This window comes from Terrabacter sp. FW104-15G4B (assembly GCF_058790095.1).
Window position 1 is genome coordinate 1 of sequence record NZ_JBYTCI010000022.1, and the last position, 25,557, is coordinate 25,557.

Annotated in this window: 23 protein-coding genes; 15 read left to right on the forward strand and 8 right to left on the reverse strand. The window is 71.3% G+C overall.

Annotated features, from left to right (window positions below):
- Positions 1 to 12 precede the first annotated feature (12 nt).
- Genes AC3WRT_RS15545 through AC3WRT_RS15555 form a run of 3 tightly spaced genes read right to left on the reverse strand, consistent with a single transcriptional unit; the run spans position 13 to position 3,878 of the window.
- Positions 13 to 912, reverse strand: coding sequence for a DMT family transporter (locus tag AC3WRT_RS15545; protein ID WP_492723486.1), 900 nt, complete (start codon positions 910 to 912; stop codon positions 13 to 15).
- A gap of 7 nt (positions 913 to 919) precedes the next feature.
- Positions 920 to 2,875 carry a Stk1 family PASTA domain-containing Ser/Thr kinase gene (gene pknB / locus AC3WRT_RS15550; protein ID WP_492723487.1) on the reverse strand — a complete coding sequence of 652 codons (1,956 nt, stop codon included), beginning with the start codon at positions 2,873 to 2,875 and terminating at the stop codon, positions 920 to 922.
- Between the two features lie 52 nt (positions 2,876 to 2,927).
- A complete protein-coding gene (locus AC3WRT_RS15555; RefSeq protein ID WP_492723489.1) occupies positions 2,928 to 3,878 on the reverse strand; it encodes a lytic transglycosylase domain-containing protein in 951 nt (316 codons plus the stop codon).
- Positions 3,879 to 4,139: 261 nt separating this feature from the next.
- Here AC3WRT_RS15555 and AC3WRT_RS15560 point away from each other — a divergent pair, with 261 nt between their 5' ends.
- Positions 4,140 to 4,571: an Rv2175c family DNA-binding protein gene (locus AC3WRT_RS15560; RefSeq protein ID WP_492723491.1), complete on the forward strand. Its 432-nt coding sequence runs from the start codon at positions 4,140 to 4,142 to the stop codon at positions 4,569 to 4,571.
- Positions 4,572 to 4,626: 55 nt separating this feature from the next.
- Here AC3WRT_RS15560 and AC3WRT_RS15565 read toward each other — a convergent pair whose 3' ends face one another.
- On the reverse strand, positions 4,627 to 5,721 hold the full coding sequence (locus AC3WRT_RS15565) for a polyprenyl synthetase family protein (protein ID WP_492723493.1): 1,095 nt from the start codon (positions 5,719 to 5,721) through the stop codon (positions 4,627 to 4,629).
- A 106-nt stretch (positions 5,722 to 5,827) separates the two neighbouring features.
- Here AC3WRT_RS15565 and AC3WRT_RS15570 point away from each other — a divergent pair, with 106 nt between their 5' ends.
- Complete coding sequence (locus tag AC3WRT_RS15570; RefSeq protein ID WP_492723494.1) at positions 5,828 to 6,736, forward strand: methylenetetrahydrofolate reductase; 909 nt, start codon at positions 5,828 to 5,830, stop codon at positions 6,734 to 6,736.
- A 92-nt stretch (positions 6,737 to 6,828) separates the two neighbouring features.
- Here AC3WRT_RS15570 and AC3WRT_RS15575 read toward each other — a convergent pair whose 3' ends face one another.
- Positions 6,829 to 7,392 (reverse strand): hypothetical protein, encoded by a 564-nt coding sequence (locus AC3WRT_RS15575; RefSeq protein WP_492723496.1) that lies wholly within the window; start codon positions 7,390 to 7,392, stop codon positions 6,829 to 6,831.
- A 131-nt stretch (positions 7,393 to 7,523) separates the two neighbouring features.
- The gene (locus tag AC3WRT_RS15580; protein ID WP_492723498.1) at positions 7,524 to 8,261 is read right to left on the reverse strand and encodes a DUF4126 domain-containing protein; all 738 of its coding nucleotides are present in this window, start codon (positions 8,259 to 8,261) and stop codon (positions 7,524 to 7,526) included.
- A 420-nt stretch (positions 8,262 to 8,681) separates the two neighbouring features.
- Here AC3WRT_RS15580 and AC3WRT_RS15585 point away from each other — a divergent pair, with 420 nt between their 5' ends.
- The 6 genes from AC3WRT_RS15585 to AC3WRT_RS15610 all read left to right on the forward strand — a co-directional run bounded on the left by AC3WRT_RS15585 (position 8,682) and on the right by AC3WRT_RS15610 (position 16,293).
- A complete protein-coding gene (locus AC3WRT_RS15585; protein ID WP_492723500.1) occupies positions 8,682 to 9,200 on the forward strand; it encodes a DUF6504 family protein in 519 nt (172 codons plus the stop codon).
- A gap of 30 nt (positions 9,201 to 9,230) precedes the next feature.
- Positions 9,231 to 9,680 (forward strand): SAV_6107 family HEPN domain-containing protein, encoded by a 450-nt coding sequence (locus AC3WRT_RS15590; RefSeq protein WP_492723502.1) that lies wholly within the window; start codon positions 9,231 to 9,233, stop codon positions 9,678 to 9,680.
- 8 nt (positions 9,681 to 9,688) lie between these two features.
- Positions 9,689 to 13,690 carry a DNA polymerase III subunit alpha gene (locus AC3WRT_RS15595; RefSeq protein WP_492723504.1) on the forward strand — a complete coding sequence of 1,334 codons (4,002 nt, stop codon included), beginning with the start codon at positions 9,689 to 9,691 and terminating at the stop codon, positions 13,688 to 13,690.
- Positions 13,691 to 13,753: 63 nt separating this feature from the next.
- A complete protein-coding gene (locus AC3WRT_RS15600) occupies positions 13,754 to 14,518 on the forward strand; it encodes a class I SAM-dependent methyltransferase (protein WP_492723505.1) in 765 nt (254 codons plus the stop codon).
- Positions 14,519 to 14,560: 42 nt separating this feature from the next.
- Positions 14,561 to 15,820: a DNA polymerase IV gene (gene dinB / locus AC3WRT_RS15605; RefSeq protein WP_492723507.1), complete on the forward strand. Its 1,260-nt coding sequence runs from the start codon at positions 14,561 to 14,563 to the stop codon at positions 15,818 to 15,820.
- Between the two features lie 74 nt (positions 15,821 to 15,894).
- A complete protein-coding gene (locus tag AC3WRT_RS15610; RefSeq protein WP_492723509.1) occupies positions 15,895 to 16,293 on the forward strand; it encodes an SCO2097 family morphological protein in 399 nt (132 codons plus the stop codon).
- A gap of 119 nt (positions 16,294 to 16,412) precedes the next feature.
- On the opposite strand, the gene AC3WRT_RS15615 is transcribed toward AC3WRT_RS15610, so the two are convergent.
- Together AC3WRT_RS15615 and AC3WRT_RS15620 are read right to left on the reverse strand one after the other, a co-directional pair.
- Positions 16,413 to 16,901, reverse strand: coding sequence for a DUF456 domain-containing protein (locus tag AC3WRT_RS15615; RefSeq protein ID WP_492723510.1), 489 nt, complete (start codon positions 16,899 to 16,901; stop codon positions 16,413 to 16,415).
- Positions 16,902 to 16,972: 71 nt separating this feature from the next.
- Complete coding sequence (locus tag AC3WRT_RS15620) at positions 16,973 to 17,194, reverse strand: DUF7455 domain-containing protein (RefSeq protein WP_492723512.1); 222 nt, start codon at positions 17,192 to 17,194, stop codon at positions 16,973 to 16,975.
- Positions 17,195 to 17,602: 408 nt separating this feature from the next.
- Between AC3WRT_RS15620 and AC3WRT_RS15625 the strand changes: the two genes are divergently transcribed.
- The 7 genes from AC3WRT_RS15625 (at position 17,603) to AC3WRT_RS15655 (ending at position 25,235) form a co-directional block, all read left to right on the forward strand.
- Entirely contained in the window at positions 17,603 to 19,738 is a 2,136-nt protein-coding gene (locus AC3WRT_RS15625) for a DNA gyrase/topoisomerase IV subunit B (RefSeq protein WP_492723514.1), read from the forward strand.
- A gap of 141 nt (positions 19,739 to 19,879) precedes the next feature.
- The gene (locus AC3WRT_RS15630; protein ID WP_492723516.1) at positions 19,880 to 21,022 is read left to right on the forward strand and encodes an AAA family ATPase; all 1,143 of its coding nucleotides are present in this window, start codon (positions 19,880 to 19,882) and stop codon (positions 21,020 to 21,022) included.
- 24 nt (positions 21,023 to 21,046) lie between these two features.
- On the forward strand, positions 21,047 to 21,934 hold the full coding sequence (locus tag AC3WRT_RS15635) for a DUF58 domain-containing protein (protein ID WP_492723518.1): 888 nt from the start codon (positions 21,047 to 21,049) through the stop codon (positions 21,932 to 21,934).
- Complete coding sequence (locus AC3WRT_RS15640; RefSeq protein WP_492723520.1) at positions 21,921 to 22,400, forward strand: hypothetical protein; 480 nt, start codon at positions 21,921 to 21,923, stop codon at positions 22,398 to 22,400. Before AC3WRT_RS15635 ends, AC3WRT_RS15640 begins: the two co-directional genes overlap by 14 nt.
- Positions 22,391 to 23,380 (forward strand): VWA domain-containing protein, encoded by a 990-nt coding sequence (locus AC3WRT_RS15645; protein ID WP_492723521.1) that lies wholly within the window; start codon positions 22,391 to 22,393, stop codon positions 23,378 to 23,380. The genes AC3WRT_RS15640 and AC3WRT_RS15645 overlap by 10 nt, the downstream gene beginning before the upstream one ends.
- Positions 23,377 to 24,387, forward strand: coding sequence for a VWA domain-containing protein (locus tag AC3WRT_RS15650; protein ID WP_492723523.1), 1,011 nt, complete (start codon positions 23,377 to 23,379; stop codon positions 24,385 to 24,387). The genes AC3WRT_RS15645 and AC3WRT_RS15650 overlap by 4 nt, the downstream gene beginning before the upstream one ends.
- Positions 24,384 to 25,235 carry a tetratricopeptide repeat protein gene (locus AC3WRT_RS15655; protein WP_492723525.1) on the forward strand — a complete coding sequence of 284 codons (852 nt, stop codon included), beginning with the start codon at positions 24,384 to 24,386 and terminating at the stop codon, positions 25,233 to 25,235. The genes AC3WRT_RS15650 and AC3WRT_RS15655 overlap by 4 nt, the downstream gene beginning before the upstream one ends.
- The last annotated feature ends 322 nt before the right edge of the window (positions 25,236 to 25,557 follow it).

Sequence of the window (25,557 nt, forward strand, 5' to 3'; positions counted from 1 at the left end):
AGGGTGGGGTGGTCAGAGCTCGTGGTGGAGGGCCTCGACAGGGAGCTCGCCCGGGCGGCGGCGCCCGAGCAGCTCGACGGCATACATCGCGGTGAGCACGAGCGCGCCCCCGACCACCATCCGCCACGTCGCGGACTCGTCACCGAGGGTCACGGCGAAGCCGGCCGCGAAGACCGGCTCGAGCGTCATGACGATCGCCGCCCGCGTCGCCGGCAGGTGGGCCTGCGCCCAGGTCTGCACCCAGAGCGCGACGATGCTCGCGAAGACCACCATGTAGAGCAGCGAGGCCCACGCCCCCGGTGTGCTCGGCAGGTCGATGCCGCCGGGAAGGGCGCCCACGACGCACAGCACCGCGATGGCGACCATCTGCACCACGGACAGTCCCGTCGCGATCTGCGAGGCGCTGTGGCGCCCGAGTCCCACGATGTGCAGGGCATAGAGGGCAGCCGCCAGCAGGGTCATCGCCTCCCCGACGCCGATGGAGAACCCGTTGAGGGACAGCAGCGCCAGCCCCGAGGTCGCCAGCGCAACGGCGGCCCAGGTCGTCCCGGCCACCCGCTCGCGCAGCAACACGGCGCTGAAGATCGGCGTGAGCACGACGTAGGTCCCGGTGACGAACCCGGAGACCGACGCCGGGGTGGTCGTGAGCCCTTGGGTCTGGAAGATCTGGGCCAGCCCGTAGAGCGCGCCGAGCCCCACCCCGACCAGCACCTGCCGCCGCGTCAGGGCACGCACCGGGCGCCAGAAGAGGGCGAGCATGATGGCGGCCGCGAGGGTGAACCGGACGGCCAGGAAGTCGACGGGTGGCACCGTCTCGACGAGTCCGCGGATAAGGAAGAACGTCGAGCCCCACACGGCGGTCAGGGCGACGAGCAGCAGCGTGGCCAGGCGCGTGCGCGCCGCAGGAGTCACGACCGGCTCAGACGATGGTCAGGACGATCGTGCTGCCCTTGGGCGCGGAGTCGCCGCCCTTGACGCTCTGGCTCTGGACGAGGTCGAGAACGCTTCCCAGCAGGCCCGTCTCCTTCTTGACCGTGAAGCCGAGGTCGGTCAGCGTCTTCTCGGCGTCTCCCGAGGAACGCGCGACGACGCTTGGTACCTCGACCATGACCGGGCCCTTCGACACGACGAGCCGGACGGCGTCACCCCGGTGCAGCGTGCCCTTCGCAGGTGACTGCGAGACGACCTGACCTGCGGGCACGGTGTCGCTGTTGATGTCCTCTCCGCGTTCGGGTTGCAGGCCCACCTCGGTGATCGCGGCCGAGGCCGCCTCGAACGTCTGTCGCGTGACGGTGGGCACCTCGATGGGCTCGCGGCCCTTGGACACGACCACCGACACGGTGGCGTTGCGCTTGACCGACGCGCCCGGGGCGGGGTCCTGCGAGAGCACGACGCCCTCAGGCACCTTCTCGCTCCACGAGCGGGAGGTGTCGCCGAGTCGCAGCGTCAGCGGCGCAAGGGCCGAGCCGGCGTCGGTGACCTTGGTCCCGACGAGCTTCGGCACGGCATAGCGCTCCTTTCCCTTGGAGACGACGACGCGCACGGTCGACTGCTTGCCGAGCTGGCTGCCCGGATCCGGCTCGACCCGGAGCACGACGCCGCTGGCCCTGCTCTCGGAGAACTCCTCGGTGGTGTCCATCGACAGGGACGCCTGCTGCATCGCGACCTGCGCCTGCGAGACCTGCTGGCCGACGACCGAGGGGACCACCGTCGAACCGCCCGGGCCTGCCGTGAACCACCAGGTGCCGAAACCGCCTCCGAGCACGAGCAGGACACCCGCGAGCCAGAGTGGCCACCGCCGCCGGGGGCTGTGGCGCCGGTCGACCGGCATGGCCGTCGTGTGCTCCAGCGCCGGGTGGTCCTCGTGGATCGGCAGGCCGGCCAGCGCCGCCCGACCCGCGCTCTCGGGGCGGGTGCGGTGGCGCTCGGGTGCGCGAGAGAGCTGCGCTGATGACACGGCCGGCAGGACAGACGTCGTGGCGGGATCAGGTGCCACCGGGGTGCCCCGCCGGTCGAGCTCGCCAGCGGACAGGTCCCGACGCACGGAGCGCAGGGCCGTCACGAACGAGGCGGCCGAGTCGAAGCGGTCCTCCGGCTCGACCGCGGTGGCCCGGTCGACGAGCTCGTCGAGCTCGCGCGGCACGCCGGGAACGACCGACGAGGGGGCAACGATCGAGCCGTGGACGTGGTTGTACGCGATCTGGATCGGGGTGCCCCCGGTGACGGCCTTGCGCCCGGTGAGCATCTCGAACAGGAGCAGCCCCGCGGCATACACGTCGCTGCGCGGGTCGGCGACACCGTGCTCGACCTGCTCCGGGGAGAGGTAGGAGACGGTGCCGAGCAGCACCCCCGTCTGGCTCGTCGTGGCCTGGCTCGTGATCGCCCGGGCGAGCCCGAAGTCGGCGACCTTGACCTCGCCGTCCTTGCGGACGATGACGTTCTCGGGCTTGACGTCGCGGTGGATCATGCCGGCCACGTGCGCTGCCCGGAGCGCGAGCAGGATGGGCTCGAGGATCGCGAGTGCCTCGCGTGGCGTCAGCGGTGCCTCCTCGTGGATGACCTCTCGAAGCGTCTTTCCCTCGACGAGCTCCATGGCGAGGAAGACCTCTCCGTCGTCCTGCCCCTGGTCGAAGACGGCGACGACGTTGGGGTGGCTGAGGCGCGCCGCCGACCGGGCCTCGGCGCGGAACCGCTCGACGAAGACGTCGTCCGTGGCGAGGCCCGGACGCATGATCTTCAGCGCCACCTGCCGGTCGAGACGTCCGTCCAGCGCAACGTAGACCGAGGCCATGCCTCCGTCTGCGAGGTGGGAGAGGATGCGGTACCGGCCGTCGATCACCCGACCGACGAGGGCGTCCGCCACGCTGGACGTCACGGCCGAAGTTTACGGGTTGATCCCCCTCAACCGGTGCAGGCGGGCCGAGGGGTCAGAGGCGGTCGTAGATCGCGAGGATGCTGGCCACGTAGCGCTTGGTGTCCTCGTACATGCCCTTGGTGCGCACCGAGTAGAGACCCTGGTAGTAGCCGGCGATGGCCTGCTCACGGGAGTCGGCGCTGGCCTGCAGGGCCCGCAGGATCAGCACGCCAGAGGTGATGTTGTCTTGGGTGTCGTAGCGGTCGAGCGTGCGCCCGGCCAGCTGCGAGGCCCAGGTCTGCGACACCGGCATGATCTGCATGACGCCGACGGCGTTGGTGTAGGACACGGCCCGCTGGGACCACCCCGACTCGAGCCAGCCGACAGCCAGGGCAAGCTTCGGGTCGACGCCGTGGCGGGTGGCGATGGCCCGGATCAGGTCGGCCGTCTCCGTCCGGTTCGGCACGTCCATCGCAGCGAGCTTCGCCTTGCTCTCGGCGACGGCTTGGGCGGTCTTGTTGGGGTACTGGTAGCCCGATGGCGGGGTGGGGTTCGGAGCAGGGGTCGACGGGGTGGCCGACGAGCCGACGCCCGGGAGGACGATCTTCTGGCCGACGAAGATCAGGCCGGTGCTGCGTAGCTTGTTGGCGGCGAGCAGCTTCGTCAGCGAGACGCCGTAGCGCTGCGCGATGCCGCTCATCGTGTCGCCGGCACGCACGACGTAGATGGTGTCGCTGCTCGAGGGCTTCGCGGGGGTGGCGCTCGGCGCGGTCTTGGCAGGGGAGGGCTTGCCGGCGGTGCCGGCGCCCGGGACGAGCAGCTTCTGTCCGGGGCGGATCAGGGAGCCTCCGCGGCTCAGCCGGTTCTTGTCCACGATCGCCTGGATCGTGGTCCGGTGGGCGATCGAGAGGTGCCACAGGGTGTCACCCGGGCGGACCGTCACGGTCTTCCAGGAGCTGGAGGCCACGGGGGCCACTGCTGCGTGGGCAGGCAGCGCGAGCGCGGCGACGTCGGCGAAGGGCATGGGGTGGAGTCCTTTCCTGGAGCCCGAGCTGAGTTCGAGTTGGCGTGGAGGGCCGTTCGGAAGGGTTCGGTCGGATTCGGCCGGTGAGCGGAGTGGTTCCTGTGGCCACAGGGAGTGGTGTGGCGCCTGTGACGATAGCGCATAATTGAGCACTAAAGTTTAAATACACCAATGTAATTCGGGTGTATCGGGCGTACTCCGCTGGGTGCCAGCGAGGACCGGCTGCCACTCCCACAGGCGCCGGTGGCAGACTCTTGACCTGTGAGCGAGACGCCCCTGCCGCAGCCCGATGGCCCCGATACCACCGCCGCCGGTACCGACGCCCGTACCGAGACCACCGAGCTCGAGTCCCTCGTCGGGGAGTGGCTGACCGTTCCCGACGCGGCCGAGCGACTTGGTGTGCCGTTGTCGCGGATCCGCCAGTTCATCGCCGACCGGGAGCTGCTCGCCGCTCGCATCGGCGAACGTCGCGTCACCGCGATCCCCGCGAAGTTCCTCGACGAGACCGGTCCGAGACCCGAGCTGCGCGGCACCTTCACGGTCCTCGCCGACGGAGGCATGGACGACACGGAGATCATCGAGTGGCTCTTCACCCCCGACGAGACCCTTCCCGTCGAGGGCGCGCCCATAGACGCCATGCGCGCCGGTCACAAGACCGAGATCCGGCGACGGGCCCAGGAGCTCGCCTTCTGACCGAGCCCTGACCTCCCTGCCGGGAGGTCCCCGGTATGCCGTCCGGGCCTGGGCCTCAGGAGTGCCGGGCCGTGGAGACCGCGACCAGGGCCTCGAGGACGTCGAGCGCCGGCGCGTCGTAGCGCCCTGTCGAGCGAACGCGGTCGACCGCGTCACACGCCTGACCGGCGAGCTCGGTGATGAGCTTCTCGACGCGCTCGACGGCGCCGGTCTCGAGCAGGACCTTTCGGATCGACTCGACCCCGACGAGGTCGAGGTCGTCACGCCCGAGAAGGCTCTCGATGCTCGCACGGTCGGTGTCGGAGGCCGCGTCGAGGGCGTGCGCGACGAGCACCGTGCGCTTGCCCTCACGGAGGTCGTCGCCTGCGGGCTTGCCCGTGGCCTCGGGGTCTCCGAAGACGCCGAGCAGATCGTCGCGGAGCTGGAACGCCTCGCCGAGCGCCAGCCCGTAGTCCGAGAGTGGAGCCAGCGATCCCTCCGCCACGCCCCCGACCAGTGCCCCGATCAGCAAAGGGTGCTCGATGGTGTACTTCGCGCTCTTGAAGCGAATCACCTTGCGGGCCGAAGCGATCCGAGCGTCGAGGTCGAGACCGTCCCAGCCCCGGGCCGACTCGAGCAGGTCGAGGAACTGGCCCCCCATCAGCTGCGTCCGCATCGAGTCGAAGAGCTTCCGGCCGCGGGCGAGCTCCTCGCCGGGCAGGCCGCAGGTCGCATACAGCTCGTCGCACCACGTCAGGCACAGGTCGCCGGCGAGGATCGCGGTGCCCTCGCCGAACCGGTCTGCGTCGCCGGCCCAGCCACTCGCCTGGTGCAACGAGGCGACGGCACGGTGCGCGGACGGCATACCCCGTCTCGTGTCGCTGCGGTCCATGACGTCGTCGTGCAGCAGCGCGGCAGCCTGGAAGAACTCCATACTGGCCGCGAGGCGCACCAGCGCGTCCGAGTCGGCACCCCCGGCCGCGCGGTAGCCCCAGTAGAGGAAGCCGGCGCGCAGGCCCTTGCCGCCGGCCAGCAGGCTCGACACGGCCGACACCAGTGGGGCGGTCTCGTCACCGATCGCAGCGAGCGACTGCGTGGCCCCGGCGATCTGCCCGTCGATCGCCTGCTGCACCCGACGGCGCAGCACGTCGAGGTCGGTGGGGGTCTGCACGGGGTCCTCCATCGAGTCGCGGGAATCGTGGTCAGCCTACGCGGAGGGCGGTTTGGAAGGTGAACACCCCACGCACCGTGGACACGCCCGGCCTAGGGTTGGCGGCATGGCACACGGCACGGCATCCTCGATGGCGCGGGCGGAGCGGTTCACGCGGTCGATCCCGGCGATGATCGAGGCCGACACCCCGACCTTCAGCTTCGAGTTCTTCCCACCGAAGGACGACGCGTCCGAGGCGCAGCTCTGGGACGCCATCCGGCGCCTCGAGAAGGTCTCGCCGAGCTTCGTGTCGATCACCTATGGCGCGGGCGGAACCACGCGCGACCGCACGGTGCGGCTGACGCAGCGCGTCCTCGAGGAGACCTCGCTCACCCCGATGGCGCACCTGACGTGCGTCGGGCACTCCGTGGCCGAGCTGCGCGGCATCGTCGGGTCGTATGCCGCCGGGGGAGTCCGCAACATCCTGGCCCTGCGCGGCGACCCCCAGGGCGGCCTCGGCCAGCCGTGGGTCGCGCACCCCGAGGGCCTCGACCACGCCGACGAGCTCGTGGCGCTGGTGCGGGGGCTCGGCGACTTCACCGTCGGTGTCGCAGCGTTCCCCGACGGCCACCCCGAGTCGCATGACATCAGTGACGACGCCGAGACGCTGGTCCGCAAGGAGCGGGCCGGCGCGGAGTTCGCGATCACCCAGATGGTCTTCGACGTCGACCACTACCTGCGGCTGCGCGACGAGCTGGTCCGGCGCGGGTCGCGGCTGCCCGTCGTCCCCGCGATCATGCCGATCACCAACGCCCGTCAGGTCGTTCGCATGGCCGAGCTCGCCGGGCAGCCGATGCCGACCGCGGTCACCGAACGACTCGAGCGGCACGGAGACGATGCGGCCGGCGTGCGCGCCGAGGGCATGGCCATCGCCAGCGAGTCGTCCCGCCGCCTGCTCGACGAGGGGGCGCCCGGCGTCCACTTCATCACGATGAACCGCTCCTCGGCGGCGCTCGAGGTCTTCGGCAACCTCTGACCGCTGCCGGTGGGTCGACCGGCTGCGTGCACGCCGAGGACGACCGACCCCCAGGGAGGAGCCGGCCGTCCGGTTCGGGTGGTGCGGTCGGCTCAGGTGCTCGAGGGCGTGGTCGTTGCCGTGCCGTCGGGGGAGGCCGGCGCCTCACCCGACTGGCCCTGCTGGTCTTGCTGGCCCTGCGGGCCGTCGCCGTCGTGGTCACCGCCACGGCCCCCGCCACCACCGCCGGGGCCACCCGCCTGGACGGCCGTCACGGTGAAGGACGCGTCGACCTGCACCGTGATGTGCGTGCCGTCGGCGCGCACCATGTGGGCCTCGTAGACGCCGTCCGAGTCGGTCTCGACGCGCTCGATCGTCGCGGTCGGCTCCTTGGCCTTGGCCGCAGCCGTCACCTTGGCGGCGGTGTCTCCGGTGAGCAGCTTCTCGTCCGAGCGCATCGGCTTGCTCGGGTCGGTGTTGCCGTTGCCCTGCATGCCCGAGGCGCCGCCGGCGCCCTCGCCGAGCTGCCCGTACGAGCCGCTCGTCGCGGGTCGGGTGCTCCCCGTGCTCCCGGTGCTCCCGGTCTCGTCCGCGCTGGCGAGAGCTGCCCCGCCGAGTGCGAGCGCTGACGCCGCCACGATGCCAGCGCCTGCCAGTGCGATGGTCTTGTTCTTCATGTGGTCCACTCCTTCGATGGGCTGGCCTCGTGCCAGCTGTGCCCACCGTGGCCAGCGGCCCTGTGCCCCTTCCCTCGTCAGCGTGGGGACCGCCTGTGAGGCGGGTGTCGCGGGTCACCGGACGAGCGGGGTCAGGTCTCCTGGTCGAAGGGCCGCTCCACCCGCTCGACCCGCTCGACCCGCTCGACCCGCTCGACCCGTTCGAGCCGCGTGTCGGCCCCGGTCGCCGACCGTGGCGCCACCGCCACGTCGTGGCTGCGGCGCGGAGGTGGCGCGGCGATGCCGACGCGTTGACCCCAGGCGTCGTAGCGACGCTTGTAGCGCCGGATGCGGCCGGCCAGCTTGTAGACGAGGACGGCACCGATCACGAGCAGGAGCAGCGCGATGGCCGCGGCCCACCACGGGTGCGCGATGGCGAGGGCCGTGACGCCGGTGACGGTGACGTCCTCGGTCGTGCTGACGAGGATGTTGCTCGCCGGTTCGGGGGAGGTGTTGACGGCCGCGCGCAGTCCCGCCTTGATGCCGTGCGAGATGAGCGCAGTGACGCCGCCGGTCGCGGCACCGACGGCGGCATCGAGACTCGCCGTGTCGTGGCCGATGAGGTAGCCGATCGTCGCGCCCACGGCCGGCCGCACGACGGTGTGCACGGAGTCCCAGACGGAGTCGACGTAGGGGATCTTGTCGGCGAGCATCTCGACGGCGAAGAGGATCGCCGCGCCGACGAGCACGTCGGTACGCGACAGCGCGTCCGGGATCTGGCTGAGACCAAAGACCTTGTCGGCCAGGCCCAGGACGAGCACGACCGCGTACGCGTTGATTCCACTGCCCCACCCGGCGGTGAAGGCCATGGGGATGAGCTCGGCGCCCACGACGCTCCTTCGGTCGTGCGCCGGTCGCGGGTGCGCCGGTGCGTCTGTGGCCCGGCCGGTCGGCCGAGCACAGGTCCAACGACCCCGACGCTCCCGCATTCGCAGGTCCCGCGCAACGGGGCGCGCGGGGTTCTGGTGGGCGAGTCCGGCGGGCAGCAGGACGGGCCCGATCCGTGAGCGGACGGGACCCCTGCACCCCTCCGTTCGCGGACCGAACCCGCGGCCACCACCTTGTCGGCGGTGGCTGCGGGGCGGCCTGAGCACCGCTACTCAGATTCGTCCGTTTGGTGCCGTATGCCGTATGCCGTCGACGGCTTCATGGTGCCCGGGGAAGTCGTCGTCGGGCTGCCTCTCCAGACGGGTCTCGGGCCTTCTTGACACGGTGTCGGCGGCGGGGGTTAGGGTTGTCTCATCGAACACATGTTCGAGAGTTGGTGTCAGTTCAGTCGTTGGTTGGTTGTCGGACCGCCCGTGTGGGGCGCGGGTGGTCCGGGTCGTGATGTCCGGCCTCGACGTGTCCCAGGGAGACGTGTCGTGGTGCGTAGGTTCAGTGACGCCGTGCAGGTGAGAGTGCGCGGGAGGCAGCAGTCTGGTGTGGCCCGGCAGGGTGACTCGATGGGTCACTCGATGGGTGGCTCGATGGGTGACTCGATGGCGGCTGGTCCGCCGCCCGAGGCGTTCATCTGGCGTGGCCGCCTCTACGTCGTGCGCGGCGTCCTTGCCCAGTGGCGGGAGCGGCGGGCCTGGTGGCGCGACGCACTCGAGGCCGACGAGGCGCAGGTGCGTCCCGGCGAGACGCTCGTCGCCGCGGCGAGCGAGCAGCAGGTCTGGCGGGTCGAGGCGAGCCCCGGGTGGTCGTTCGCGCCGGGGGTCTACGACCTCGCCCACGACGAGTCCCCGCGGGGCGACCAGTGGTCGCTCGTGCGGGTCGCCGACTGATCCCCACCACCCGGAGAAGAGGAGTCCACCGTGACCGCCGCCCACCTGCGCCGCCCGCCCATCTCGGTCGCCGTGATCGACCTGCTCGAGCGGGCCCGCACGACGCTCGAGGCTGCCTGCCGCACGAGTGACGCCTCGGAGCGCTACCGCGACGCACACCTCGGCGCGCTCCGGGCCGCTGCCGCCCTCGTCGCGGCCCGAACCGTGCCGACTCCCCGGGCCCGCCCGCGCAGCGTCTGGCAGGTGCTGCCCGGCGTCGCACCGGAGCTGGGGGAGTGGGCCACCTTCTTCGCCGCCTGCTCGGCCCATCGGTCGGTGATCGACCGCGGCGGCCACATCAGTGCACGCGAGTCCGACGACCTGCTGCGCCAGGCCGAGATGTTCCTCGAGATCGTCCAGGACCTGCTCGGCGTCCCGCTGACGGTCCCGCTTCCGCAGTCGACCACGCCCGTCTCGAGGAGCCGGGCGAGCGGGGCATGACGACCGGCATGACCACCACCGTCCCCACCAGCGAGAGCTTCGTGCACCTGCACGTCGCCTCGGGATACTCCATGCGCTACGGCACGGCCAAGCCGCACCAGCTCGTCGAGCGCGCCGCCGCCTACGGACAGCCGGCCCTCGCCCTGACCGACCGCGACGGGCTCTACGGTGCCGTCAAGTTCGTCCGCGCGTGCATGGAGCACGACGTCGCACCGATCCTCGGGGTCGACCTCGCCCTCGGGTCCGAGCAGCCCGAGCGCCAGCGTGGACGTCCGGTGCGCACGCCGGTGCGCGGCGGTGCCCTCGTCGACCCACGCCTCCCGCGTGTCACGGTGCTGGCACGCGGCAGCAACGGTGGCCTCGCCCCCGGGGAGGGGTGGGCGGCGCTCTGCCGCCTCGTCACCGCGACGCACCTGCGTGGCGAGCGCGGCAACCCCGTCACGACCGCGCGCCTCGTCGCCGAACACGCGAGCGACCGTCCTGCCCCCGGCTCACAAGGGTTCGAAGTCACCCGACTCGACGGACGGGCCGGAGCCGACGGGTGGACCGGACACGGGGTGCGGACCGGACACGAGGGACCGTCCGGTCGGCATACGTTCTCGGTGACGGACGGGCCCTCGCGACTCGTCGTGCTCCTCGGGCCCGACTCCGACGTCGGGCGCGCGGTCCTCGCCAAGCGGCGCGACCACGCCCGTGCGGCGCTCGAGCGGTGGGTCGCCCTGCTGCCGCGAGGCGCCGTCGCCGTCGAGGTCGTGTGCCACGGCGGGCCGGAGCACCAGCCCGGCAGCCTCGGCCAGGCCGCGCGCATGCTCGCGCTCGCGCGTGAGGTCGGGGTGCCGAGCATCATCACGGCCGCGGTGCGCCACACCGACCCGCAGGACGCCGCGATCGTCGACGTCCTCGACGCCGCCCGCCGGCTCGTCGCGCTCGATGCCCGCCACCTCGACCGCGTCACGACCGCGGGCCACCTCTCGCCGACGCCCCTGATGCATGCGCTCGCCCTCGACGTCGTGCAGGTCTCGGGCCCGGGGCTCATCGGCGGCGGGTCGCTCGCCCGGGAGCAGGCACGTGAGCTGCTCGCCCGCACCACGGCGCTCGCCGCCGAGTGCGTCCAGGACCCGCGGGCCGACCTCGGCATCGGCTCGGTGCACCTGCCCGAGCCCGGCGTCCTCGGCATCCGGACCGGCACGAACCCGCACGGCGTCCTCGCGCGCCGGTGCCGCGAGTCCATCCCGAGCCGCTACCCAGGGTGCTCCGAGGCCGAGCTCGTCGCCGTCAGCGACCGGCTCGAGGAGGAGCTCGGTGTCATCGAGACCCTCGGCTACGCGACGTACTTCCTCACCGTCGCCCAGGTCTGCGACCTCATCCGCGAGATGGGGGTACGCGTCGCGGCCCGTGGCTCCGGGGCCGGCTCGCTCGTCAACTACCTCCTCGGCATCTCGGGCGTCGACCCGATGCGTCACGGCCTGCTCATGGAGCGCTTCTGCTCACCGCTGCGGGCCGAGCTGCCCGACATCGACATCGACGTCGAGTCGGCCCGTCGCACCGAGATCTACGAGCGCATCCTCGACCACTTCGGCGGCGAACGCGTCACGTGCGTCTCGATGATGGACACCTACCGGGTGCGGCACGCCATCCGCGACGCCGGCGCGGCCCTCGGGCTCCCGCCGTCCGAGGTCGACGCGATGGCCAAGGCCTTCCCGCACATCGCCGCCCGCAACGTGCGGAGCGCCCTCGCCGAGCTGCCCGAGCTGCGGGCGAGCGGGCTCGACGTGCCGCGCCTGCAGCTGATGTTCGACATCGTCGAGCGCCTCGACGGACTGCCCCGGCACATCGCCCTGCACCCGTGCGGCGTGGTGCTGTCCGACTCCGTCCTGCTCGACCGCACCCCCGTCGAGGCGAGCTGGCTCGGTTTCCCGATGAGCCAGTTCGACAAGGACGACGTCGAGGAGATGGGACTGCTCAAGCTCGACGTGCTCGGCATCCGGATGCAGTCGGCCATGGCGCACGCCGTCACCGAGGTCGAGCGCGTCGACGGCGACCACATCGACCTCGACGACGAGTCGCAGGTGCCCTTCGACGACGAGCCGACCTTCGAGCTGGTGCGCTCGACCAAGACCCTGGGCTGCTTCCAGATCGAGAGCCCCGGGCAGCGCGAGCTCATCGGCAAGTTCGGGCCGCGCAGCTTCGACGACCTCATCATCGACATCTCGCTCTTCCGCCCCGGCCCTGTCAAGAGCGACATGATCATCCCGTTCCTCAACGCGCGCCAGGGGTGGAAGGACCCCTCCTACTTGCATCCGACCCTCGTTCCCGCGCTCGAGGAGACCGAGGGCGTCGTCGTCTTCCACGAGCAGGTGCTCATGATCGTCGCCGAGACGACCGGCGTGACCCTGGCCCAGGCCGACGAGGTGCGCCGCGCCCTCGGCACCCCCGAGGGACAGAAGCGCATCGAGGCGTGGTGGCGGCCGGCGGCCGAGGCTCGGGGCTACGCACCCGACGTCGCCGACAAGATCTGGGAGGTCCTCAAGGCCTTCGCGTCGTTCGGTTTCTGCAAGGCGCATGCCGCGGCGTTCGCGCTACCGACCTACCAGTCGGCGTGGCTCAAGACCCACCACCCGGCCGCCTTCCTCGCCGGCGTGCTGACCCACGACCCCGGCATGTACCCCAAGCGGCTCATCCTCGACGACGCCCGCACCTTCGGCATCGAGATCCTCGGTCTCGACGTCAATGTCTCGACCGGCGCCTACCGCTTCGAGCGCACCGACGACGGCCGCGAAGCCATCCGGCTCTCGCTCGCCGACGTCCACGGCATCAGTGAGGCCGAGGTCGCGCAGATCGTCGCGGGCCAGCCCTACTCCAGCCTCTCCGACTTCTGGCAGCGCGCCCACGTGTCACGCCCCATCGCCGAGAAGCTCGTGCTCGCCGGAGGGTTCGACTCCCTCCACGACATCGACCTCGGCGGCCCCTCCCGGCTCGACGAGGACGCCCCGGGCCTCGCGGGCCGGGGACGCGGCGGCCTCGGTCGCCGCGGCCGGGTCACCCGACGTGACCTGCTGCTCCACGTCGCCGAGCTCGACCGCTGGTCGAGCTCGCAGCGGTCGTCACGTCGACGGGTCTCGGCCGCGACCCGCTCGACGGGGTCACGGGGACGGGTCACCTCCGTCTCGGCCACCGGCGACATCAGGGCGCTCGCGGCCGCGCAGTCGCAGGGCTCTGCCGGCGCGCCCGCGCACGTCGCGACCCAGCTGACGCTCGACCTCGGCGACACGCCCCGGCTCTCGGCGACGAGCGGCCTGCCCGAGATGAGCGGGCCCGAGCGGGTCCGGGCCGAGCTCGAGGTGCTCGGCCTCGACGCGAGCGGGCACGTCGTCGAGTTCTACCGTCCCCTCCTCGACGCGCTCGGCGTGACCCGTGCGCGCGACCTGCTCTCCGGTCGCAGCGGCCGCGAGGTCCTCGTCGCCGGCGTCAAGGTCGCCACCCAGACCCCGCCGATCCGCACCGGGCGCCGCGTCGTCTTCCTCACGCTCGACGACGCCACCGGCCCGGCCGACCTCACCTTCTTCGAGGACGTCCAGGGGCCGTATGCCGCCACCGTCTTCCACTCGTGGCTGCTGCTCTGCCGTGGGGTCGTGCGGCGCACCGGGCCCCGCGGCGTCTCGATCCGGGCCACGGGGGCGTGGGAGCTCTCCGCCCTCCAGGAGGCGTGGACCTCCGGAGGCATCACAGCCGTCCGCGACGCGCTCGACGCGGCCGACCGCGCCGCGTGGGAGCGAGCCACCGCGCTCGCCGGGCCGGACGGGTCGGGCACCGGTGTCGGGGAAGGGCCCGAGGGACGTCGCGTGCTCGTGCACGCCTCGGGTTTCAAGCAGTCGCCGTACGCCGACATCAAGCCGGCCGGCGACGATGTTCTAGGACCACGCGGCACGAGCGGGCTCGTGCCGACCGACACGGTGGGCGGTCCGCCGCGCAAGCTGTGGCACGCCAGTCCGGGAAGCTCGGGGCACTAGGGTGAGGACGCACACGAACCACATGCAGCACCACGCGTACCACGTTCCCAGACGGAGGATCCCGTGCCCGACGAGCAGCGCCCCCCGAGACGTGGCGGGGCCCGTCCGTCGGCCGTCGTCTCGGCCGTGGGCCGCATCGCCGACGAGTGCGAGGCACGCCTCGGACGACCGCTCGAGGTCCTCGACCTCGGTGGTGGCACCGGCGGGGTCGCCGTCCCGCTCGCCGAGGCCGGGCATCACGTCACCGTGGTGGACCCCAGCCCCGACGCCCTCGCGTCGCTCGCCCGCCGAGCGCGCGAGGCCGGCATCGCCGACCGCGTCACCGGGGTGCAGGGCGACGCCGACTCGCTCAAGGCCATCCTCGCCGGCCGGCACGTCGACCTCGCCTGCTGCCACGGCACCCTCGAGTTCGTCGACGACCCGGCCGCCACGCTCCGCGCCATCGCCGAGGCCCTCGTCGAGGGCGGGGTGCTCTCGGTGCTCGCCTCCGGGCGGCTGTCGGTCGTCTTCGCCAAGGCGATCGCCGGTGAGTTCGGCCAGGCCCGCGCCGCTCTCGTCGACCCGTCCGGGCGTTGGGGGAGCACCGACCCGCTTCCGCGCCGGTTCGACGCCGACCAGCTCGAGGAGCTCCTCACCGACGCCGGCTTCAGCGACGTACGCGTGCGGGGCACGAACATCCTCGGCCACCTCGTACCGGCCTCGCTCATCGACTCCGACGCCGACCGGGTGGCGCTGGCCGAGCTCGACGACCTGCTCGTGGCCGCACCGGGACGCGAGTTCCTGCGGACCCTCGGCAATGCCCTGCACGTCGTCGCCCGTCGCGACTGACCGCGCCGTGGCCACCGGGTCGGCGCGTCAGGCGGGCCGACGATGAGCCGTCGCCAGTTCGCCGCACCGGCCCGGGGAAGTGCCGAGCCGCCCGACGACAGCGGGTGCACCGTCCTGCACGTCGACATGGACGCCTTCTACGCGTCGGCCTCGCTCATCTCCCGACCAGAGCTGCGGGGTCGGCCGGTCATCATCGGGGGAGCGAGCGGGCGCTCAGTCGTGCTGTCGGCGACCTACGAGGCACGCGCCTTCGGGGTCACCTCGGCCATGCCGATGGCGCGGGCCCAGCGGCTGTGCCCGCAGGCCGTGATCATCGAGCCGGACCACCGTCGCTACGCCGCCATCTCGGAGGCCGTCATGGCCACCTTCGCGACGATCACCGACAGCGTCGAGCCGCTTTCGCTCGACGAGGCCTTCCTGGACGTCTCGGGGGCCCTGCGCCGCCTCGGTCGTCCGACGCAGATCGCCGAGCAGCTGCGCGACACCATCGCCGACGAGCAGGGCATCACCTGCTCCGTCGGCGTGGCCTCGACGAAGTTCGTCGCGAAGCTGGCCTCCAACCTCGCCAAGCCGGACGGGCTCATCGTCGTGCCCCGTGACGAGGTCGTCGCGTTCCTGCACCAGCTGCCCGTGGGCGCGATCTGGGGCGTCGGCGACAAGACCGAGGAGCACCTGCACCGCCTCGGCCTGCGCAGCGTCGCCGACCTCGCCCACACGCCCGTCGAGACACTCCAGCGTGCCCTCGGCGACGTCGCCGGACGCAGCCTGCACGACCTCGCCTGGGGGCGCGATCCGAGGTCGGTCGTGCCCGAGCGACGCGAGAAGTCGATCGGGGCCGACGAGACCTTCGCCCACGACATCGACGACCCGGTGCGCATCCACCGCGAGCTGCTGAGGCTGTCCGACCGCACGGCGGCCCGGGCCAGGTCGGCCGGCATGACGGGGCGCACCGTCTCGATCAAGGTCCGGTTCGCCGACTTCACGACGATCACCCGGTCCAAGACGCTGCGCCACCACACCGACGTCTCGCGCGACATCTTCGCGACGGCCCGCGAGCTCTACGACCGGCTGGGTCTGCAGCGAGCCCGCATCCGGCTCGTCGGGGTGCGCCTCGAGGGACTCGTGCCGGCGGCGGTGGCACCCATCCAGGCAACCCTCGACGAGCCGGAGCACGGGTGGCGTGAAGCCGACCGCGCCGTCGACCGTGCGAGCGCACGCTTCGGTGCGGGATCGGTGCGTCCAGCCTCACTCATGCCTGACCGACCCTCGGGTTCCCAACGCGAGCGAGGCGACCTATCCTGAGGTAAAGAAGTCCGTGCGGCAGTTTCCGACATATGATTCGGGCACAGTCGATTTCGTAGCCAGGGAGGTGCCGGGTGGCACTCTCGGAACACGAGGAAGCACTCCTCCAGCAGATGGAGGAGGCCCTCTATGCCGAAGACCCGCGATTTGCGTCGCGCATCGAGAAGACGAAGTCACGCGGACTCGGCCGTGGCCGCGTCCTCGCGGGGATCCTCGCTGGCGGCGCCGGTCTCGCGCTGGTCGTGTTCTCGGCCATGAGCAGCACCATCTGGCTCGGCGCCGTCGGTTTCGCGATCATGGTTGCCGGCATCGTCTATGCCATCACGCCGTCACGGGCCAAGCTGGCCGCGGTCGGCAACGACGGAGCACCCAAACCCCGCTCGGGCAAGGCGAAGGCGGGATCCGCCAAGCAGGCCTCCTTCATGGAGCGCCTCGAGGAACGATGGGACAAGCGGCGCCGCGACCAGTGGTGACGCCTCACTGACCCAGCGGCGGCAGCGCAGAGAAGGACCCTGACGACAACCGTCGGGGTCCTTTGATGTTCACGGACGTCTGTGACGTCCGTGATCGGAGCTCGAGTCGGGCAGCGTTGCTACGGCCTGGTGAGGTAGACCGCCACACCCCAGGTCGCGATGATCGCGAACGCCGTCGCCAGCTCGATGCCGAGGTTCAGCGCCACGGCGTGGATCGCCTGGACCGTGGCACGCCAAGCCGGGGCGTGCCGGCGGTGCTTGACGCGCTCGAGCAGGTAGATCGCCAGGACGAAGCCGATGGGGCCACCGACCACCGGCACGACGAAGAAGCCCACGACGGCCACGGCCAGAGCCACCGCAACGATCACCCCGTCGACGCCCGCCGACTTCAGCCGACGGCCGGGGAAGAGGTACTTGGCCACGACCCCCGCGGCATACAGCGCGGTGGCCAGGCCCAGAACGAGCCAACCCGACCCGTCCTGACGTTCCAACGCCCACACGAGCGTCGCACCCCAGACCAGCAGCAACCCCGGCAGCACCGGGACGACGACGCCGACGGTTCCCACGAGCATCGCGAGCAGGACGAGGACGTTCGTCGCGGTGATCACAGCAGAGCCGTCGGCGGCGTGAGGAAAGAGGATGGGTCAGGAAGGGTCGGGTCGGGGATCGTCTACTGGACTCAGTGCTCGTTCACGGGTGACCCCGGGACCTCGTTGAGTCGTTCCGTCTCGTCGCGGATGTCGAGAGCCTTGTCCTTCAGCGCCGGGAGGTGCTCCCGACCATGGTGCGCGCAGAAGAGCAGCTCTCCGCCGGAAACGAGGCGGGCGCGGATGTAGGCCTGAGCCCCACATCGGTCGCAGCGGTCAGCAGCGGTCAGCTCGGGCGCCAGTGCTGTCGTCATCGTAGTTCGCCTCTTTCCTCCCTCGGGGGGTCCCCCTGAGGGGAACCCTGCCATGTGCCTACGACACTCCATCGGTCCGTTCGGTGGACCTCTTTCGCATCGCGGACGTTCCAACAGTGAATCACGTCGAATCCTTCCCGATGGTGAGGCTCGGTCAGTGAGACGCCCGTCGCACAACATCGTTACGTGTCGGTGATTCGTCGAACAGCGTCGATACGCACTGCCTACCCCCCGGAGGCATGGCGCACACGCCTTCCGGGACGGTCGTCCACAACGACTTGCTCCTGCTGGTGGTCACCCGGGGCAGCGAGCCTCCCGTGGGCCGTCAGCGCCGGTGGCTAGGCTTCCCCTGCCAGCCTCCACAGCCCGACCGCTGGCCGCTTCCCGACCGAAAGAGATCGACATACCGTGGCCTCCGCCTCCCGACCCGCTCCCTCCGGCAACGGCGACTACACCGCGCGCCACCTCCAGGTCCTCGAAGGTCTCGAGGCCGTGCGCAAGCGTCCTGGCATGTACATCGGGTCGACCGACCAGCGCGGTCTCATGCACTGCCTGTGGGAGATCATCGACAACGCGGTCGACGAGGCCCTCGCGGGCGTGTGCACCGACATCGAGGTCATCCTCAGCGGCGACGGTTCCATCGAGGTCCGCGACAACGGGCGCGGCATCCCGGTCGATGTCGAGCCGCGCACGGGCCTGTCCGGCGTCGAGGTCGTCTTCACCAAGCTGCACGCGGGCGGAAAGTTCGGCGGGGCGTCGTATGCCGCCACCGGTGGCCTCCACGGGGTGGGGGCGTCCGTCGTCAACGCGCTCTCGGCGCGGCTCGACGTCGAGGTCGACCGGGGCGGCAAGACGTACGGCATGAGCTTCCGGCGGGGCGAGCCCGGCACCTTCGCCGACCCGGCGGGGGCGGCGCACTCGCCGGAGTCCCCGTTCACGCCCTACGAGAAGAAGAGCGCGCTCCCCGTCGTCGGCAAGGCGAGGCGCGGGGTCACCGGTTCGCGCGTACGCTTCTGGCCCGACCGGCAGATCTTCCTCAAGGACTCCGAGCTCGACTACGACGCCATCCTCGGGCGGGCGCGGCAGACCTCGTTCCTGGTTCCCGGGCTACGACTCGTGATCCGCGACGAGCGCCGCCTGCGGGGCACGCCGGGCCAAGAGGGCACCGTCGAGGAGGTCTTCCAGCACGACGGCGGCATCGCCGACTTCGTGGAGTTCCTCGCGCCGGACACACCGATCACCGACGTGTGGAAGCTCGAGGGCTCCGGCACCTTCACCGAGACCGTCCCGGTCCTCGACGTCAACGGGCACATGACCCCGACCGAGCTCGAGCGCGAGTGCGCCGTCGAGGTCGCGCTGCGCTGGGGCCAGGGCTACGACACGCGGGTCCAGTCGTTCGTCAACATCATCACCACCCCCAAGGGCGGCACCCACGTGGCGGGTTTCGAGCAGTCGCTGCTCAAGGTCTTCCGCAAGCAGCTCGAGGTCAACGCCCGCCGCCTCAAGGTCGGCAACGACAAGCCGGAGAAGGACGACATCCTCGCCGGCATGACGGCGGTGGTCACGGTCCGCCTGGCCGAGCCGCAGTTCGAGGGGCAGACCAAGGAGGTGCTCGGCACCAACGCCGTGCGCGCCATCGTCGCCAAGGTCGTCGAGAAGGAGCTGACCGACCGCCTGACCTCGAGCAAGCGCGGCGACAAGACGCAGGCGGCGCTGCTGCTCGAGAAGGTCGTCTCGGAGATGAAGTCGCGAATCAGCGCGCGGCTGCACAAGGAGACCCAGCGCCGCAAGAACGCCCTCGAGAGCTCGACGCTGCCCTCGAAGCTGCGCGACTGCCGCACCAGCGACGTCGAGCGCTCCGAGCTGTTCATCGTCGAGGGCGACTCCGCGATGGGCACTGCCAAGGAGGCGCGCAGCTCCGAGTTCCAAGCGCTGCTGCCCATCCGGGGCAAGATCCTCAACGTCCAGAAGGCGTCCGTCTCCGACATGCTCAAGAATGCCGAGTGCGCCTCGATCATCCAGGTGATCGGTGCCGGTTCGGGGCGCAGCTTCGACCTCGCGGCCGCCCGCTACGGCAAGGTCATCATCATGACCGACGCCGACGTCGACGGCGCCCACATCCGCACGCTCCTGCTGACCCTCTTCTTCCGCTACATGCGCCCGCTCGTCGACGCCGGCCGGGTCTACGCCGCCATGCCGCCGCTGCACCGCCTCGAGGTGATCAACGCGGGTGCCAAGAAGAACGAGCTGATCTACACCTACAACGAGGTGGAGATGCGGCGCACGTTGTCCCGGCTCGAGAGGTCCGGCAAGAAGATCAAGCAGCCGATGCAGCGCTACAAGGGTCTCGGCGAGATGGACGCCGACCAGCTCGCCGACACGACGATGGACCCCCGCCACCGGACGCTCCGCAAGGTCACGATGCGCGACCTCGAGGCCGCCGAGCGTGTCTTCGAGCTGCTCATGGGCAACGAGGTCGCACCGCGCAAGGACTTCATCATCGAGTCCGCGGCGGAGGTCGACCGCGAGCGCATCGACGCCTGAGCCCCCGACAAGCAGGGCACGCCGGACGTCGCTGCCGACCACCAAGGCTGCGGGACCACGGCGGGGACGTGCCGGCCGTGCTTACGATGTGACCCTGCCGGCGCGACTCCCTCCGCCGGCACGCGTCGAAGAGGGGAATCGATGGTGGGCAACGTCAACGCCGAGGAGTCGGTCGCCGACGAGGCGTCCGGCGCGCCCGCGAGCGGCGCAGCCAACGACGGAGTCGGCGGCGCGGACCCGGAGTCGTTCACCGTCCAGCTCCCCGAGGGCGAGGGGCCGGAGCGCACAGCCCCGGCGCCGACCCGATACCTGACGCCCGACGAGCTGCACTGGGCCAACGAGACGGTCGAGGCGGTCTCCACGGCATTCGCCTCCAAGGTCGTCGGCCAGGCGCGCCTGCAAGAGACTCTGCTCATCGCCCTGCTGACCGGCGGCCACGTGCTGCTCGAGAGCGTCCCCGGGCTCGCCAAGACCACGGCCGCGCAGACCATCGCGCAGGCCGTCGGCGGTAGGTTCCACCGGATCCAGTGCACGCCCGACCTGCTGCCGAGCGACATCGTCGGCACGCAGGTCTACAACCAGCACACCGGGACCTTCGAGACCCAGCTCGGCCCCGTTCACGCCAACTTCGTCCTCCTCGACGAGATCAACCGCAGCAGCGCCAAGACGCAGTCGGCGATGCTCGAGGCGATGCAGGAGCGCCAGACCTCCATCGGCGACAAGAGCTACGCCCTGCCCGACCCGTTCCTCGTCCTCGCGACGCAGAACCCCATCGAGCAGGAGGGCACCTACCCCCTGCCCGAGGCGCAGATGGACCGCTTCATGCTGAAGGACGTCCTCGACTACCCGTCGCCTGCCGAGGAGGCGGAGGTGCTGCGGCGCATCGACTCCGGCATCTTCGTCGGCCCGTCCGAGGCCGTGGTGTCGGTGGCGGACATCAAGCAACTGCAGGCGCTCGTGGGCCGCGTCTACGTCGACCCCGCGATCGTCAACTACATCGTGGGCATCGGCTACGTCACGCGGCACCCGCGCGACTACATCGAGCCGCGCCTCGCCTCCTACGTCGACTTCGGCGCGAGCCCGCGCGCCAGCATCGCCTTCATGGCCGCCGCGCGGGCGCGAGCGCTCGTCGACGGGCGCAATCACGTCGTCCCCGACGACATCAAGGCGCTCACCCACCGGGTGCTGCGCCACCGGGTCACCCTCGGCTTCGAGGCCGCCGCCGACGAGGTGGCCGTCGAGAGCGTCGTCGACGCGATGGTCAACGGCATTCGCACCCCCTGACGGGTGACGGGCGAAGGACACGCGATGACGACGACGCTGCTGACCAGGGTGAAGAGCAAGCTTTTCGTCCATGCGCGCCGCAAGTCACGCAGCCTGCTGGAGGGGGAGTACGCCTCGGTCTTCCACGGCCGCAGCCTCGACTACGACGACCTGCGGGACTACGTGCCCGGCGACGAGGTGCGCGACATCGACTGGCGTGCCACGGCGCGTCACCAGGCGCCCCTCGTCAAGCGGTACGTCGCCAGCCGCAAGCAGAACCTCATGCTTGTCATCGACACGGGACGCGGGATGGCAGCAACCACTCGCAGCGGCGAGCCCAAGAAGTCGGTGGCGATCGCGGCGGCCGGACTCGTGGGCTACCTCGCCCAGCGACATGGTGACCTCGTCGGCCTGGTGCGGGGGACGGCGACCTCCACGGTGGCGCACGACCTCCGTGGGTCCGAGGCACACCTCGAGCTGCTCCTGCGCGCGGTGGACGCCTCGACCGTCCTCGACGGCGAGCAGAGCAACCTCGCCACCCAGCTGCGCTGGATCGTGCGCAACGTCCGCCGCCGCCTCGTGCTGCTCGTCGTCGCCGACGACAGGGACCTCGACCCGGCCCTCGACGAGCTGCTGCGGCGCTTGCACGTGCAGCACGAGATCCTGTGGATCACCGTCGAGGACGCCGACCCCACCACCATCGAGGGCAACCGGACGGCATACGACGTCGCCGACACGTACACCCTGCCCACGCTGGTCCGGCTCGATCCTCGGGTGCGGGCGGCGTATGCCGCGTCGGTGGCCGAACGCGTCGAGCGCACGAGCGAGCTGCTCGGCCGGCGGGCCATCAACCACGCCCGGCTGGGCTCCTCCGACGAGGTCGTGACCACCGTCTTCGCGCTGCTCGAGAGGCAGCGTCGTGCGCGCCGCTGAGGCACCGCCGGGCTTCTACGCCCCCGACCCGTATGCCGCCCGGTGGCTGTGGCTCGGGCTCGGCCTCGGCGCGCTCGTCGCCGCCTGGTACGCCTGGGTGTGGTGGTCGACCCGGCCGAGGAGGATCGTCGTGCCCCCGCGCATCGCGCCCGACCGGCTGACCCGGCTGCGTGCCGACTACACCCGTCAGATCGACCTCGTGCTGGCACGGGCGGCCGCCGGGGAGATCAGCCAACGACGGGGGCACCAGCAGCTGAGCGTTCTCGTGCGCCACTTCGTCCAGGAGGTGTCGGGCATCCATGCGCCGACGATGACGCTGACGGAGCTCACTGCCACGGGGGCGCGACTGACCCCGGTCTCCGAGGTCGTCGGAGCGCTCTACCCCGGTGAGTTCGGGCCGCGTGAGACGGCCACGCTCGTCGGAGCGGGCACCGTCGCCAAGCAGGTGGTGGCGCGGTGGAGCTGAGCGGAGTCGACCTCAGGTGGCCCGGCGTCCTCGCCGTCGGGGCCGTCCTGGCGGCGCTGCTCGCCTTCGCGGTCCAGCGGATGATGGCGCGCCGCTCCTCCCGGGCTGCCGCGCCGGTGGCCAACTCCAGCGCGCTCACCGAGCTGCCGGAGTACCGCCGTGCGCTGCGGTTGCACCGCATCCGCATGGCGGTGCTCGCGGTGAGTGCCGCGCTGCTGGGCGGTGCCGCCCTCGTCGGGGCGCCACGGCCCGTCGACGCGACGGTCGACAAGCCGCAGACCCGCAGCCGCGACATCATGCTCTGCCTCGACATCTCGGGGTCGATGGCCGCCTACGACGCCACGTTGGTCTCCGCCTTCAAACAGCTCGTCACCCGATTCGAGGGCGAACGCATCGGCCTCGTCATCTTCAACTCGTCGGCAGCGACGGTCTTCCCGCTCACCGACGACTACGACTTCATCAACGACGAGCTCGACACGGCGGCCCGCGCGCTGAGCGGTGACCCCGAGTTCGACTCGTTCTTCGCCGGCACCTTCAACGGCCGGGGCACCTCGCTGATCGGCGACGGTCTCGCCACCTGCGTGTCCAGCTTCGACAAGGTGGACACGCAGCGTGCGCGGTCCGTCGTCTTCGCCACCGACAACCACCTCGCTGGGCGGCCCATCATCCAGGTCGAGGAGGCGGGCGAGCTCGCCAAGGCCAAGGGGGTGCGGGTCTACGGGCTCAACCCCCAGGAGGACGGCCAGGACGCCGAGGCGTTGCAGATGCGGGACGTCGTGACAGGCACCGCCGGCCGGTACTACGCGATGGGCGACCAGGCCGCGATCAAGGGAATCGTCGACTCCGTGCAGGCGCAGGAGGCGACGCTCATGGACGCCGCATCCCGGTCCCTCTACTCGGACAACCCCACCGTGCCGATCGCCGCCGCAGCCCTGGGCCTGATCGGCGTCATCGGGGCCAGCCGGAGGTGGGCCTCGTGACGCTGCTCCCCGTCGCCCCCTGGCCGCTCCTGCTCGTCCTCGCGGTCGCGGCGCTGGCCGCCGTCTGGTGGAATCCGTCGTCGCGCTCCGTGCCGGGAGAGTCGCGGGCCACGCACTGGCGGCTCACGGCGGCAGCGCTGCTCCTCGGCCTCGCGGCGCTGCGTCCAGCGGTGCCGGGCGAGCACGTCGACACCGCCGCCGCCAACCTCAACGTGTACTTCGTCGTCGACACGACGAGCAGCATCATCGCCGAGGACTACGGCAGCGAGCGGCCGCGCATCGACGGGGTGGCCGCCGACATCTCCGCCATCGCGGCCGCTCTCCCGGGTGCCCGCTACTGCGTCGTGACGTTCGACCAGGAGGCCCGGGTGCGGCTCCCGCTGACGACCGACACAACCGCCTTGGACGCGGCCGTCGAGACCCTGCTGCCCGAGTCGTACGAGGTGTCCCGCGGCACCTCCGTGAGCGAGCCCAACGACCGGCTCAAGACGTTGCTGCAGCAGGCCGACGCCCGCAACCCCGAGCGCGGCCGGATCGTCTACTACCTCGGTGACGGCGAGCAGACCGCGGCGGACCCACCGGCTCCGTTCGACATCGACAAGCGGCTGGTCAACGGCGGTGCGGTGCTGGGCTACGGCACTGCTGACGGTGGGCGGATGAAGGCGACTCGTTCGCGCTTCGACACGAGCAGCGACTACATCGTGGATCCGGCTACCGGGGAGGACGCCCGCTCGGTGATCAGCGAGGACACGTTGCGGGCCATCGGCGACCAGCTGGGTCTGCCCTACGTGCACCGTCAGTCCGGCGACGACATCGGCCCAACCGTGGCAGGCGTCGACCTCGATCGCTTCGGCACGAGCGAGCAGGTCGAGAAGCAGAAGGTCCTCGCCCGCCGGGAGCTGTACTGGCCGTTGCTCATCGGCGTGGCCGGGATCGCAGCCTGGGAGGTGGGCGCAGCCGTCACGGCGCTGCGCCAGACGCGACGACGCAAGGAGATGCGTCCATGACGGTTCTCGACGAGCTCCAAGCCCGCGCCGACGCACCCTCCGACAGCGAGAAGCGCCGCCGGGGCGTCCTACGAGGCCGCGCCCGGCTGCCCCGGCCGCCCTTGACGCCGCACCTCCGGCGACGGCGCCGGCGCCTCCTGCTCGCCTCCGCCCCCGTCGTCGTGCTGCTGCTGCTGGCGGCCGTTCGCCTGGTCTCGCTCAACCTGGTCCACGCCCAGACTCTCGCGGCCTACGAGGCCGGCGACAAGCCGGGCACCCTCGCCTGGGGGGAGCGCCAGGGCTGGGTCAACGTCGTGGAGCCCTTCCGCTCGCCCTTCGCGATCGGCGACGCGCACGTGCTGTCAGGCCATTTCGAGCTGGCCAGGCCGTGGTTCGAGCAGGCGTTCGAGCAAGTGCCCAAGGGCGGGATCGAGGACTGCAAGGTACGCGTCAACCTCGGCCTGACGTACGAGGCGCTCGGTGACGCCGCGAAGGCCCGCGAGCGCACCGATGAGTGGAAACAGTTCTACGACAAGGGCATCACCATCACCAAGCAGCGACCGCCCCTGTGCGACGCGCCCGACGGTGGGCAGACCGGGCAGCAGCTGAAGCAGGCACAGCAGCGGATGGAGCAGAAACGGTCCGACGGCCCGCCGCAGGACCAGCAGCCACCCGCGGACCCGCAGCAGCAGCCCGCCCCCGACCAGCCGGCCCAGCCGACGCCCGACCCGGGCAAGACGCCGAGCCAGGAGGAGCAGGACTACCTCCAGGAGCAGCAGCGCCAGAACACGATCGAGCGCAACCAGCAACAGGGCAGCGAGGACACCGCGCCGGGGGACGGGTCCCCGACGTACCCGAAGCCCTGGTGACTCCGGACCCACGGCGAGAGGCAGCCGATGGCAGCGGTCGAGACCCGAACCGCGGCGGCCTCGGTGTCATCGGGGCTTCGGCACCGCCCTCCCGTGCTCTTCGTGTCGCCTGGCGTCTACGTCAGGGGCTACCGCATGCGGCTGCCGGGCGAGAGCACGCCCGCGCCTACATCGAGGAGTCGACACGCGAGGCGGCCGTCGAGGAGAACCAGCTCCAGTCCTGAGGGACGGTAGGGGGCAGCCACCAGAAGGACGGCGGGGACGCCCACGCAGGCGTCGTCGATCCGCTGGTGCCGGTCACGACCCGAGTCATGCACGGGCG